Raw genomic sequence first — 12903 nt, forward strand, 5'->3', positions numbered from 1 at the left:
CAGTTTTCTTTGACCGACGATTTCATCATCACTCGAATCGTCGGTCTTTATTTTTTTGAGGACTGATTTTTCAGTGCTCCCCCACCTCAATAGATGAAGAAGCCCTTAAAAGTTAATATGAGTTTAAGTGCTGGACGTCTTCTGCATCCTGAATGACATAACCATTACGTCCCCGCTCTTTGGCCAAATACAGATTCTGATCGACCTCTTTTAAAAAGGCCATTTTGTCATTTTTTTGCGTTGGGATAATGGTCTTCGCCCCTAAACTGACCGATAAACGCTGATCCAATGGTGATGTACTATGGCAAATATCAGCGGTACGGATACTCTGTAAAATACGCTCCACCACTTCAATTGCAGACGCTTGTGTTGTATCAGGCAATATCAAAATAAACTCTTCCCCGCCAAAACGTGCGACCAAATCACGTGGTCGTGAGACACTTTTTTTCAGTATTTGTGCAATTTGTTTCAGACAAGCATCACCGAGAAGATGACCATTATGATCATTGTATTGTTTAAAATAATCGATATCCAATAAGATGAGGGTCAAAGGTTGCTGTTCACGCTGGGCATTGAGCCACTCACGTTGGTAGCTATCTTCAAAGAAGCGACGGTTGGCAATCTCCGTCAGACCGTCTTGATACGAATATTCTTCCAGTTGTTTTTTCAGTATTTCTAACTCTTGTTCCTGTTTTTTACGCTCCGAAATATCGAACATAAATCCAACCAAACTATCGACTTCCCCATTGGGTTTGCGCACTACATGCACCACATCGCGAATCCAAATATATTCTCCATTTATGGTCAGTGCGCGATAATCCGCCTCATGATCAACCCCAGAAATCGACTGCGCCACACAAAAATCAACCACCCATGCACGATCTTTTTCATGCATTCGCATCGCCCAATCTTCGACTGTTCTCCACGAGTCTTGCTTCCAACCCAGCACTTTTTCAATTTGTGGGCCAATATAACTAAACTTTTTGGTACCCCAATCAATACTCCAAGGAATAGCAAGTGTTGATTCAATCAGCGTCTTATATACCAGATCATTGACAATACGGGGCGAACTGAAAATAGAATCAGACATAGTTATGTTCTCCTTATACCTTGTCCTATTCAAGGCATGACTTATTTTTTAGACATTCTGCATAAATCATTCTTATAAAGTCTCAAAATTGAATCCGTGATCGATGTTCACATTTCATTTATGACTTCGACACGATATACAATTTCACAGAATTACATAATACCCCATTAAAAGAACATTTTTTAATCATAATTTATCTATTTACTATAGTGTTAATCATATAAACCCATCACATTCTTTTTCACCTAATCGCTCAATAGTTTTTCTGTGCAATTCAACTTAAAAATAGGCACTCAACTATCAGGTCAAAGATTGTCGTCGTAGCGACAATTATCCATCGAATAATTTTGATTTATGTTAGCTTATAGCTCTATTGCGCTTTGAGCTTGGGGTATCTATGGCTGTTCGTTTTTTTCATACATCTGATTGGCATTTGGGACAGTTTTTTTATAACCATTCCCGTCAGTATGAACATGAACAGTTTTTAGCATGGTTACTGGAACAAATCAGTGCAAGACAGCCAAATGCGCTTTTGATTGCAGGAGACATTTTCGATGTCATCAACCCTGCATCGTCCGCACAAAAGCAACTCTATCAGTTCTTAGCAGATGCGCATGCACGTGCACCGCATATGCAAACCCTGATGATTGCAGGCAACCATGACTCAGGCTACCGCATTGAACAAGTTGAACCATTATTGGCCAAATACAATGCCAAAGCGGTGGGAGTGATTCATAAAAATAGTCAACAGCAGATCGATCTTGAGCACTTATTGGTGCCAATTTTAGATGAGCAACAAAATACTGTGGCATGGTGTCTGAGCCTGCCCTTTTTACGTCCTGCTGAAATTACAGGCTTTAATGAACACACCACCAATAGCCAAAACGCGATTGCCTATTTGCATCAACAATTGATCGCCGAGGCTAAAGCTCGAAAAACAACGGATCAAGCCCTGATTTTAATGTCTCATGCACATATGCAAGGCGGCGAAACCTCTGACTCTGAGCGTCCTATTGTGATTGGGAATGAAGAAGCACTCTCCACGACATTATTTGATGAAATCATTGACTATGTGGCACTCGGGCATTTGCATAAACCTCAAAAAGTCGGTGAAGAGCATATCCGCTATAGTGGCTCCCCGATTCCACTATCTTTTAGTGAAATTAACTATAAACATCAAATTGTTGAAGTGACACTTGATCCCACACAAAACGATTCATCCCGTTTTCAATTGAATGTTTTAGCAATACCACGAAGTATTCAACTGCATAAAATACGCGGTGAACTCAATGAAGTACTGGAAAAGCTGCAAGCACTGCCTCAAGGTGCCATCCCAGAGATTGATCAACGTGAATATGTCGATATTGAATACCATACTGCTGTTCCACCGCAGCCCAATTTAAGACAACAATTCGAAGAGGCATTACCCAAAGACCGTTATCGTTTAGTCCGTATTTCACGTCAATATTTAGCGACCGAGCAAGACCCCAATGCACCCGCTAAAGTAAGTTTAGAACCACCAACACCAGAAAAACTGTTTCAGCAAATTTGGGAAAAACAGGGTTATCACAATGATGCAGAAGTGTTGAACGACTTTATGAGCTTAATGCGTGAAGCAGAACAATTCCTTGCAGATGAACACGAGGCTTAAAGGTTTAGTATGAATATTTTATCGATTCGAATTAAGAACCTTGCTTCACTTTCTGGCGAACATTTGATTGATTTTGAAAGTGATCCCTTAGCCAGTGCAGGTCTGATTGCCATTGTAGGGAAAACAGGTGCAGGTAAATCCACCATTTTAGATGCCATGTGCTTGGCATTGTTTAACCGTATTCCACGGCTAAAAGACAGTGATGGCAAACTTCAAGATGTCGATGGCTCAGAGCTACTTACCAACTCCCCCTTGACCGTACTGCGTCGTGGCACTGCACATGGCTATGCCGAGCTATGCTTTATTGCACAAGACCAAAAGCGCTATATCGCGCGTTGGGAATTAAAACGTTCACGGGAAAAAGCAGACGGAAAACTGCAAAGTGTGCAGCGCTCTTTAAAATGTGTCACCGATGGTGTTGTGGTTGCGGATAAAGCCAAAGCCGTCGATGAAAATATTAAACGCATCACTCAACTCAGTTTTGAACAATTTACTCGTGCCGTTTTATTGGCTCAATCTGAGGTCACCGTTTTTTTAAAAGCACGGGACAATGAACGCGGCGAATTGTTGGAATATCTAACCAATTCCGCTATTTTTGGGAAAATTGGTCAACTGGCTTATGAAAAAACCAAATCCGTCGCCACGCAGCGCAAAGAACTGGAAAATGTACTGGGTCATATTGAACTGTTAACCGATGAACAAGTCACAGCGTTATCGACACAATTTCAGCAGTGCGATAGGGATTATAAACAGCTTGAAGCTCAAAAGTCGCAACTGGAAAAACAACAACAATGGTTTGAACGCAAATCCAAACTCGACAGTGAAATCATCAATAAACAACAACTATTCAATACGCAATGCAAGTTACAACAAGATTTAGCTCCTGAGCGCGAACACTTGGCTCGTTTGGAAATCTTTTCAGAAATTCGTGCTGTGGTCTTCCAGCAACAACAGTTACAGCAAACGGTGCAGCAACTGACGCCCCGTATTCAACAACAGCAACAACTGTTCAATCATTTACAGCTTAAATTTGAAAGTGAAAAAACCCAATTTACGCAAGCTGAAACGACAGTGAATGAACTACAACAGTTTGAAAGTACCCATCATGCTGCATTGAATGAGGTGCGTAAATGTATTCAAGAACGTGATTTTATTGGGGCTGAGTTTAAGAAAGTTCAGGAAAAATTGCAGGCTTTAGAGCAGTCTAAGCTCCCCCTAACCCTGCAACAACAAAAGCTTGAACAGCAGATTCAACATATTGATCGACAACAAACTGAGTGTAAGCAGCAACTGGAAAGCTCACAACAGTTTGTAAACTTAGACAAAGGTCTCAGCGCCCATACTCAACAGCTAGAACAGTTCATTCATCAATATCAAAAAATTGAACATCAACTCGGGCCTCGTGCTCAGGCAGAACATCGGCTAGCATCAGAAAAAGAACAATTGCAGCAGTCGATTCAACAGTTCGGGACGATCGAACAACTTGAAATCAAAGTTGTGCAAACACAGCAGCAACGTGAGTTGAAAATTAATAAGCTCAGTCAATTCGAGCTGATTCAGCAAAAAATTCAGCAGTTTTTTGACTTACAGGCTGAGTCTACAGAACAGCAAGTACAACTCGACAATGCCAAAACACAGCTTCAAGCCGTGCAACACAATAGCCAACAAGCAGAACATGCCTTTCAATCTGCCAAAAGTGAACGCATCCAACTGCAACAGGTTTTGCAACAACAACGACTTTTGCATGCTGAAAATATCGAAGATTTACGCTCGGCACTCCAAGACGGCGAACCCTGTTTAGTCTGTGGCAGTACCTCACATCCTTATAAAGGGGAAGATACTGCGCTCTCCAAGGCCCTCTTTGAGCTTCAACAACAGCAGGAACAACAGGCAACACTGAAAGAACAAAATTGCTTTGATGGCTGGCAACAAGCGCAGCAGCAGCTGACTAAACTGAATACTGAAATAGAACAACGCCAAACTTTAATTCAGCAACTTTCTGAAAAAATTAGTACTTTGCAACACGTGTTAATCGAGCACAGTCAAACGACAAATATGACGCTCGACTTCACCCTAACAGCATCAGAATTGAAGACTCAGTTCATGCAAATGGCTCAGCAATATCAGTTGGATTTGCAACAACTCAAACAACAGTCTGAGTTGTTGCAACACAATATTAAAATCCAGCAACAATGCATCCAAAACATTCAACAGATTGAATATTTATTACAAACAGCGAACGGTTTGCACAACCATGTTCAGCATATCGTGCAGTGCTTATCTGAGGCTGAGAAAACGACTTGGCAACAGCAGACCACCCAAACCGCTCAGCAAATCTTGATACGTCTAAATACCCGTTCACAACAACTGGAACAGTTGGAACAATGGCGTCAGCAATGCGAACAAACCACGCAACAGTTCAAGACCAATCAACTGAATATCGAAAATACCAGTAGACACATCACTGAAACCAACAAGCAGCTCAGTGAGATCAAACAAAGAGGACAGCAAAATACAGAAATAGCCAATCAATTAATCCAACAAATGACAGGCTTAACGGACATTAAAGCCAATGAGTGGCTCATCCAGCACGATCAATATCGTCAGCAGACGCAAAGCCATTATCAACAGCTGAAACAGCATTTTGATCAATTGCGCCATCAATTCGAACAAGAAAAAAATCAGCTAGAACAGCTCAAAGCCCAGTTACAGCAGAATCAGACCAGTGCCAGCCAAGTAGAAAATACCCTTCAACACTGGCTCAATGCGCATCCTGATTTCCATAAGCCTGATTTAGATGCGCTGGCTCAAATTAACTTGGCTCAGGAACAACACATCCGTCAGAAATTACAGCATGCAGAACGCCTAGTAAATGAAGCACATGCTGCATTGAAAACTATGCAAGAGCAGTTGAGTGAACATCTGGGCCATCAACCTGAGATTGACCCAGCACAGTTACAACAGCAAATGCAGGAGCATCAAGCGGCAATGCAAACACAACTTGAAATACGCGATCAGCTCAAACTCAAACTTGAGTTGCATCAGCAAAATATCGCGAAACAAAAGCAATTTTCAGATCAGATTCAAGCCATACAACAGGAAGAACACCGTTGGGGGAAAATTTCAGGTCTGATGGGAGATGCCACTGGCAAAAAATTCCGTGATTATGCGCAGCAATATAATCTCGATATTTTACTGGAGCATGCCAACCAACAGCTCAACCAACTCTCACAGCGTTATACCTTAAAGCGTTTAGAGCATTCGCTGAGTCTGGCTATTATTGATCATGATATGGATGGAGAGATCCGCTCCGTTGCATCACTTTCTGGGGGCGAGTCTTTCCTGACTGCCCTTGCCCTATCTCTTGCCATTGCCAATATGGCCTCAGGCTCAATGAAAATCGAATCTCTATTTATTGATGAAGGCTTTGGGACTTTGGATGCATCGTCCCTGCACATGGTCATGAATGCTCTCGATCAACTGCAAAATCAAGGACGTAAGGTGGTGCTGATTTCACACATCCAAGAAATGCATGAGCGTATTCCTGTGCAAATCCAAGTCAAAGCTTTGGGCGCAGGTGCCAGTACCATTGAGGTGGTGGGATAATTTCAGATTTTTGAAAGTCAAAGTTTGATTTGTTTTAAGACACCACCTCTCGGTTAGAAATAAAGGGAGCATCCTACTTGATGTAAATGCTCCCTGTGAGATCCAAACGAATGCTTTAATCCGCTGGGAATGCTTTTGGTGGAGGTGCATATTTAGATGCATCTGCGGCTTTGTCTGTAGTCGCCACAGACTGTAGCGGGTAGATCACGGTACCTATCACACCTGTATTTTGGATGGAACCATGATCTGAGTTTGCAGCATAGGCATCTTCAGGTCGACTAAAGGTAAAAGATGCCACCGCAGAGTCACTCTTACGGAAGCCTTCAATAATCAACTCCCCCTGTGGACGAAGCACATAACCTGAATTAGTACGTGATGCTGCACGTCCATCAATAACATCTAAACCATCCACACTGGCAACCACTTCAAACGTGCTATTGCTATGGTTCTGGTATTTGAGTTGATAACTTTGTCCATCTTTGCCAGATAAATAATACTGCTGACCATCTCGAAATAAAGGCAGTGGACGCTGAGCATCATCTACAATCGAAAAACTGATTTTTCCAGCGGCCAATGACAGACTGTTCACGGCTTTCCCCACGTATTTTTTGCTGGCATAGCGAACTTGTGATTCAGCAATTGGACTACTGGATAAACGTTTTAAATTGACTTCCATGACGTTTGAACTAATCTCATCGCCCCAATTGGTGCCTAATTTTTCACTTTTAGCGACCTGAGCATTCTGAACCGTAGATTCCGCACTCATCTCACTCATTTTAGTATTTGTACTGCTACAAGCTGCTACAAATAAGCTCAGAAGCAGGGAGATAAATAAATAGAGTTTTTTCATTTTGGCTTCATCCTAAATGCAATTTTTATCGTTGTCAGGCAATCATTTTTCATGGTCAATCAGTCCAATTTGTAGACGATTCAATCCATGAGTTTAAATTAAGCCTATTTTTTCAGCAGCCCATTAGTTTTATATAATTGTAAGTTAAGCGCTTCTCACAGCCTTTAAGCTCAAGAAGCCCTATTTAGACTTAATGCTGCGAATAATCTCTCGCTCCGAACAAGGCGGTTCCAACACGAACCATAGTCGACCCAGCTGCAATCGCATCGACCATATCGCCTGACATGCCCATGCTTAAGGTATCCCAGTCTTCAGGATGTACATGCAGCTCTTTCACTTGGTCAAATAACACTTTCGCGGCCTTAAAGGCTTGAGTATTGTTCGGTGCAGGAATCACCATCAAACCACGCAGCTTGATGTGAGGCAACTGACTGATACTTTTTACCAACTCAGCAACCTCATCAGGTTGGCAGCCATCTTTGCTGTCTTGAGCATCGATATTGACCTGTAGACAAAGATTTAATGGTGGTTGTGTTATCAGACGCTGCGCCGATAAACGCTCTGCAATAATTAAACGATCAACCCCATGCACCCATGCAAACTTTTCAGCCAAATGTTTGGTTTTATTGCGTTGTACATGCCCAATAAAATGCCATTCAATCTCTAAATCCTGTAGCGCCTCTATCTTCTGCAAAGCCTCTTGTAAGTAGTTCTCACCAAAGGCGCGTTGACCACAAGCATACATGTCTCGTAACACTTCACTCGGATGTGTTTTAGAAACCGCCAAAAGTTCTACAGACTCCACGTCACGCCCTGAAATTTCGCAGGCCTGTTGAATTTGGGATAACACGTGTTGACGTGAATTTTGCAAGATATTCATTGACAAGGGTCTCATTTCGGTCATCTTTTTTGCTTTGCCTTTCAACAAACTGTTGGTTAAGTTGATTGAAAGCCTTATTATTCTATCAAAATAATTAGCATTTAAATGAACTCGGGGAAATAATGGATATCACAGAATTACTAGCCTTTTCGGCTAAGAACGGGGCATCAGATTTACACTTATCTGCAGGTATGCCACCGATGATTCGTGTCGATGGTGAAGTTCGTCGTATCAATTTACCAGCTTTAGAACACAAAGAAGTGCATAAACTGGTCTATGACATCATGAATGACAAACAACGTCGTGATTTCGAAGAAAAATTAGAAACGGACTTTTCCTTTGAAGTGCCAAGCATTGCTCGCTTTCGTGTGAACGCATTCAACCAAAACCGTGGTGCAGGTGCAGTATTCCGTACCATTCCATCCAAAGTCCTGACCATGGAAGACTTAGGTTTAGGACAAACCTTTAAAGAGTTATGTGAATTGCCACGTGGTTTAGTTTTAGTGACGGGGCCTACTGGTTCTGGTAAATCTACCACCTTGGCGGCAATGATCGATTATATTAACGATAACCGCTATGACCATATCTTAACGGTTGAAGACCCAATCGAATTTGTACACCAGTCAAAAAAATGCTTGATCAACCAACGTGAAGTGCACCGTGATACACATGGTTTTAACGAAGCGCTGCGTTCTGCACTACGTGAAGACCCCGATATTATCCTCGTGGGTGAGATGCGTGACCTTGAAACCATTCGTTTGGCGCTCACTGCCGCTGAAACGGGTCACTTGGTCTTCGGTACACTACATACCACCTCTGCGGCAAAAACCATTGACCGTGTGATTGACGTATTCCCTGCTGAAGAAAAAGACATGGTTCGTGCCATGTTATCTGAATCGCTACAAGCCGTGATTTCTCAAACCTTACTCAAGAAAAATGGCGGTGGCCGTGTTGCCGCGCATGAAATCATGATTGGTATTCCTGCCATTCGTAACTTAATTCGTGAAAACAAAGTGGCACAGATGTATTCTGCTATTCAGACTGGTGCAAACTACGGTATGACCACACTGGATCAAAGTCTGAAAAACTTGGTCACCAAAGGGGTGATCAGTCCACAGACTGCGCGTACAGCTGCCAAGCAACCTGAAACCTTCTTATAAGAAAACAATGGATTTGGGGTATAGATATGGATTTTAACGACTTACTCAATTATATGATTCAACAAAAAGCGTCGGATTTATTTATCACCGCTGATGTTGAGCCCTCCATGAAAATTAATGGTCAAATTGTGCCTGTGGCTAAGGGTAAGCTGACGGGTGATGTCGCGGGGCAACTGCTCAACTCGATTATGAGTGACAAGCAGCGTAAAGAATTTGCAGACACACGTGAGTGCAACTTCGCGATTATGAATCGGGATAAAACTGCACGTTTTCGTGTCAGTGCCTTTCAACAGCGTGATATGCCAGGTATGGTTTTGCGTCGAATTGAGACGCAAATTCCAACCATGGATGAGTTAAAACTCCCGCCTGTACTCAAAGAGTTGGCCATGACCAAACGTGGCATCATCATCTTTGTGGGTGCAACAGGTACGGGTAAATCGACCTCTTTAGCTTCGATCATTGGTTACCGTAACCAAAACTCAAAAGGTCATATCATTATCATTGAAGACCCAATTGAATTTATTCATGAGCATGCAGGCTGTATCATTACCCAGCGTGAAGTGGGCATTGATACGGACTCTTTTGAAATCGCACTGAAAAACACCTTACGTCAGGCACCCGATGTAATTCTGATTGGTGAGATTCGTTCCCGTGAAACCATGGATTATGCGATTGCCTTTGCTGAAACAGGTCACTTGGTATTTGCAACGCTGCATGCCAACAATGCCAACCAAGCCATCGACCGTATTATTCACTTCTTTGAAGCAGACCGTCATAGCCAATTGTTTATGGACTTGTCTTTAAACCTTAAAGCGATGGTTGCACAGCAGTTGATTCCAACACCTGACGGTAATTCACGTCGCGCTGCGATTGAGATTTTGATTAACTCACCGTTAATTTCCGATTTGATCCGTAAAGGTGAAATCCACGAAATTAAAGACCTGATGAAACGTTCTCGTGAACTCGGTATGCAAACCTTTGACCAAGCCTTATTCGATTTGTACAAAGCCAAGCAGATTACCTATAAAGATGCGCTGAAACACGCCGACTCTCCAAACGACTTACGTTTACAAATCAAGTTGTCCGAAGAAGGCGGTGATCGTCTATTGCATGCCAGTGCAAACATCACGTTTGATGGACAAGCTTAAGTATTCCTTTAAACAATAAAAAAGGGCTTCTCATGAAGCCCTTTTTTTAGATCTAAGTGATTACTTTTTACGAAGTGCTTCTTGGCACTCTGCAGCATCACAGTAACCGTATAGGTTTAGGGAGTGACCTGTTAAAGTAAAGCCATGCTTTTCAGCAACTTCGTGCTGCTCATGCTCAATCACTTCGTTGCTAAACTCAACCACTTTGTTGCAGTTTTGACAAACGATATGATCATGATGATCGTCTTGCATGATTTCGAAAACAGAATGGTTATTTTCAAAGTGATGGCGCTGAATAATGCCCGCTGCTTCAAACTGCGTTAACACGCGGTAAACAGTTGCTAAACCGACATCTTCACCTTGTTCAAGTAAAGTCTTATAAATATCTTCCGCACTTAAATGGTGTTGCTTTGAATTTTCTAGTAGTTCTAATATTTTAATTCGTGGAAGTGTAACTTTAAGTCCAGCTTTGCGTAGATCTTGATTTGAAATTGGCATGTAAAAAGGTCTCTCAACAAATTTAAAGTTAGAATATGCAACAAAGTGTAGATGCAGTATGATCTATCCGTGGCTCAATTGCATCATAATTAATTTGGGATAGTGTAGCAAAATGCAAAAAATCATGTTGGCGTTATTCGTCACTTCACTGCTCGCAGGCTGTTCGACCTTGGGCGTTTATAAAGTTGATATTCCTCAAGGTACGCCATTAACTCAAGCACAAGCGTCAAAAATACAAGTTGGCATGAGCCATCAACAAGTTCGCTTTTTGCTTGGCAGCCCGACAGTTTCAGATCCAATGAATCCGCTACGTTGGGACTATATCTACAATTATACCCCAGGAACGTATGCTAAAAAAGCCAAGATTCCTGCTGCACAAGGTCAACATCTGAAAGTCTATTTCGACCCAAACGGTATTGTGCAAAAAATTGAAGGCTTAGAAACCATTCCTGCATCTCAGCCGGGCTTACCAGCATCGAAAGAAGCGATTCTAAACGCGCCCCCACTATAAAGCCTTATTCTAAAAAAGAAACCCCTCAACTGAGGGGTTTTTCATATCATTTCGATTGTTTTAAGCGATTGCCTTTTGCAAAGCGACCCACAGGATTATTTTGTGCACGTATCCTTCTAATATCTTTAGGATTAATGCTCAAAGGTCGGTAAATTTCAACACGATCCCCTGCCTGCAAAACCTGTTGAAGGTCTTTCAAGCGGACACCAAAGATGCCCAATTGCAAAGGTTCAGACAATTCAACCTGCGAGCCTATACCACTCAGTTGAATTGCATCCTGTGCCGTCATTCCCTCAGAAAACGGCACACTGATATGGAACTGCTGGTCTGCTGTTGCATAGGCAACCCAGACTTGTTGAAGCATGCGCATTAAATCAGTTTTCCAAGCACGGCTACAATTGCCAATACGATAGAAACAGGTAATACTACACGCACGGCGATGCGCCAAATATTATAAAAAGCTTCATTACTAAAGTTCATCGACTTACGTAAATGGCTAATTTTCATAATCCAACCAGCAAAAATGGCATAAATCAAACAAATTACTAAGCCCCACAGCATCAGTAAGATGTTAAAAATCGGGCCAGTGGCTGGAATCAACCACACCAACGTTGCAGCTAGCAATACGAGCCACTGAATCACAATATTTAACTGGCGCTGTGCCAACTGCTCACGTGCCATCTGTAACAATACGGCCGCTGCAGCAACCGCAGTCAAGGCAATTGCATATGCAGGCAATGCCGCTTGGACTGCAAAAAATGCAAAAGCAACCACCGCCAAAATTTGTGCAATCCAAATCGGTAAAACAGTCTTGCTTGCAGCATCTTGCTGCTGAACTTGTGCCAAACTGTTCTGCCAGTACAGGCCGAGTCCTAAACCACTTGCCACCAGAGCCAATACTGTTGCACTGCCCCATTCTGAAAATTCAACAGGCGTTACTTGCCACTCAGCGGTTCCTGTACCAGAGATGTTTGCAAGCACTAAGGAAATCAGCACACCGATCGCCGTTAACGCTAAGGTCAATAGACGTGGTGCAAAAGACAACGCAATGGCAACCACAGCCAAAGCAATAAAGATCACAGACGATGTCATATCGGCCAGTGCATATTGATTTAATAGTTGCGCAGCATTAGACAACATGCCACCCGCTAAAAAAGGAATAAAGACGACAGCAAGCCATCCCACAAGACGCCACGTCTGTGAAGCATCGGCATCACGCGTCAAACTCGACAAAGCATTCAATGCCGTGGTTTTTGAACGCTTGGCTAAGGCAATTTCTAAGTAACACACAGGTAAAGCCAAGATCACCATGGTCACTAACCAAAGTAACCAAAAGTCGAGCTGACGTTCAACCTGAATTCCCACCAAGGGTGCAAGTGTGGCAATGATAATAAATGATAAACAAAATGCCATCAGCGGCGATAACCATCGTGACAGAGCATTGTCTTGCATGATGCGTTCCTTCAATAAGTCTTGCGCTATTTTGCCTTGCTCTCTTATGAAAATCAA

Annotated in this window: 11 protein-coding genes; 5 read left to right on the forward strand and 6 right to left on the reverse strand. The window is 42.5% G+C overall.

Annotated features, from left to right (window positions below):
• Nucleotides 1-112: 112 nt before the first annotated feature.
• Complete coding sequence (locus AC4CU3_RS04980; RefSeq protein ID WP_279042807.1) at nt 113-1090, reverse strand: GGDEF domain-containing protein; 978 nt, start codon at nt 1088-1090, stop codon at nt 113-115.
• A gap of 397 nt (nt 1091-1487) precedes the next feature.
• On the opposite strand from AC4CU3_RS04980, the gene AC4CU3_RS04985 reads away from it, so the two are divergent.
• Complete coding sequence (locus tag AC4CU3_RS04985; protein ID WP_279042810.1) at nt 1488-2741, forward strand: exonuclease SbcCD subunit D; 1254 nt, start codon at nt 1488-1490, stop codon at nt 2739-2741.
• Between the two features lie 9 nt (nt 2742-2750).
• Nucleotides 2751-6347 carry an AAA family ATPase gene (locus AC4CU3_RS04990; RefSeq protein WP_279042812.1) on the forward strand — a complete coding sequence of 1199 codons (3597 nt, stop codon included), beginning with the start codon at nt 2751-2753 and terminating at the stop codon, nt 6345-6347.
• A 115-nt stretch (nt 6348-6462) separates the two neighbouring features.
• On the opposite strand, the gene AC4CU3_RS04995 is transcribed toward AC4CU3_RS04990, so the two are convergent.
• Together AC4CU3_RS04995 and AC4CU3_RS05000 are read right to left on the reverse strand one after the other, a co-directional pair.
• Complete coding sequence (locus AC4CU3_RS04995) at nt 6463-7197, reverse strand: hypothetical protein (protein ID WP_279042814.1); 735 nt, start codon at nt 7195-7197, stop codon at nt 6463-6465.
• A 190-nt stretch (nt 7198-7387) separates the two neighbouring features.
• Nucleotides 7388-8077, reverse strand: coding sequence for a YggS family pyridoxal phosphate-dependent enzyme (locus AC4CU3_RS05000; protein WP_279042815.1), 690 nt, complete (start codon nt 8075-8077; stop codon nt 7388-7390).
• Nucleotides 8078-8199: 122 nt separating this feature from the next.
• Here AC4CU3_RS05000 and AC4CU3_RS05005 point away from each other — a divergent pair, with 122 nt between their 5' ends.
• Nucleotides 8200-9237: a type IV pilus twitching motility protein PilT gene (locus AC4CU3_RS05005; RefSeq protein WP_004694862.1), complete on the forward strand. Its 1038-nt coding sequence runs from the start codon at nt 8200-8202 to the stop codon at nt 9235-9237.
• A 26-nt stretch (nt 9238-9263) separates the two neighbouring features.
• Nucleotides 9264-10385, forward strand: a complete 1122-nt coding sequence (locus AC4CU3_RS05010; protein WP_279042817.1) for a PilT/PilU family type 4a pilus ATPase — start codon at nt 9264-9266, stop codon at nt 10383-10385.
• A 60-nt stretch (nt 10386-10445) separates the two neighbouring features.
• On the opposite strand, the gene fur is transcribed toward AC4CU3_RS05010, so the two are convergent.
• Nucleotides 10446-10883, reverse strand: a complete 438-nt coding sequence (gene fur, locus AC4CU3_RS05015; protein WP_004694866.1) for a ferric iron uptake transcriptional regulator — start codon at nt 10881-10883, stop codon at nt 10446-10448.
• Between the two features lie 112 nt (nt 10884-10995).
• Between fur and AC4CU3_RS05020 the strand changes: the two genes are divergently transcribed.
• On the forward strand, nt 10996-11394 hold the full coding sequence (locus AC4CU3_RS05020; RefSeq protein WP_004694868.1) for an outer membrane protein assembly factor BamE: 399 nt from the start codon (nt 10996-10998) through the stop codon (nt 11392-11394).
• Nucleotides 11395-11440: 46 nt separating this feature from the next.
• Here the strand turns inward: AC4CU3_RS05020 and AC4CU3_RS05025 are convergent, their stop codons facing one another.
• Both AC4CU3_RS05025 and AC4CU3_RS05030 read right to left on the reverse strand, forming a co-directional pair.
• The gene (locus tag AC4CU3_RS05025) at nt 11441-11764 is read right to left on the reverse strand and encodes an RnfH family protein (protein WP_279042821.1); all 324 of its coding nucleotides are present in this window, start codon (nt 11762-11764) and stop codon (nt 11441-11443) included.
• Entirely contained in the window at nt 11764-12846 is a 1083-nt protein-coding gene (locus AC4CU3_RS05030; RefSeq protein WP_279042823.1) for a hypothetical protein, read from the reverse strand. Before AC4CU3_RS05030 ends, AC4CU3_RS05025 begins: the two co-directional genes overlap by 1 nt.
• Nucleotides 12847-12903: the final 57 nt, after the last annotated feature.

It is taken from the genome of Acinetobacter sp. 802_lipA, assembly GCF_058242885.1.

Bases quoted from the DNA above. Each gene is read 5' to 3' on its own strand.
- AC4CU3_RS04980 (WP_279042807.1), bottom strand. From the start codon at position 1,090: ATGTCTGATTCTATTTTCAGTTCGCCCCGTATTGTCAATGATCTGGTA.
- AC4CU3_RS04985 (WP_279042810.1), top strand. From the start codon at position 1,488: ATGGCTGTTCGTTTTTTTCATACATCTGATTGGCATTTGGGACAGTTT.
- AC4CU3_RS04990 (WP_279042812.1), top strand. From the start codon at position 2,751: ATGAATATTTTATCGATTCGAATTAAGAACCTTGCTTCACTTTCTGGC.
- AC4CU3_RS04995 (WP_279042814.1), bottom strand. From the start codon at position 7,197: ATGAAAAAACTCTATTTATTTATCTCCCTGCTTCTGAGCTTATTTGTA.
- AC4CU3_RS05000 (WP_279042815.1), bottom strand. From the start codon at position 8,077: ATGAATATCTTGCAAAATTCACGTCAACACGTGTTATCCCAAATTCAA.
- AC4CU3_RS05005 (WP_004694862.1), top strand. From the start codon at position 8,200: ATGGATATCACAGAATTACTAGCCTTTTCGGCTAAGAACGGGGCATCA.
- AC4CU3_RS05010 (WP_279042817.1), top strand. From the start codon at position 9,264: ATGGATTTTAACGACTTACTCAATTATATGATTCAACAAAAAGCGTCG.
- fur (WP_004694866.1), bottom strand. From the start codon at position 10,883: ATGCCAATTTCAAATCAAGATCTACGCAAAGCTGGACTTAAAGTTACA.
- AC4CU3_RS05020 (WP_004694868.1), top strand. From the start codon at position 10,996: ATGCAAAAAATCATGTTGGCGTTATTCGTCACTTCACTGCTCGCAGGC.
- AC4CU3_RS05025 (WP_279042821.1), bottom strand. From the start codon at position 11,764: ATGCGCATGCTTCAACAAGTCTGGGTTGCCTATGCAACAGCAGACCAG.
- AC4CU3_RS05030 (WP_279042823.1), bottom strand. From the start codon at position 12,846: ATGCAAGACAATGCTCTGTCACGATGGTTATCGCCGCTGATGGCATTT.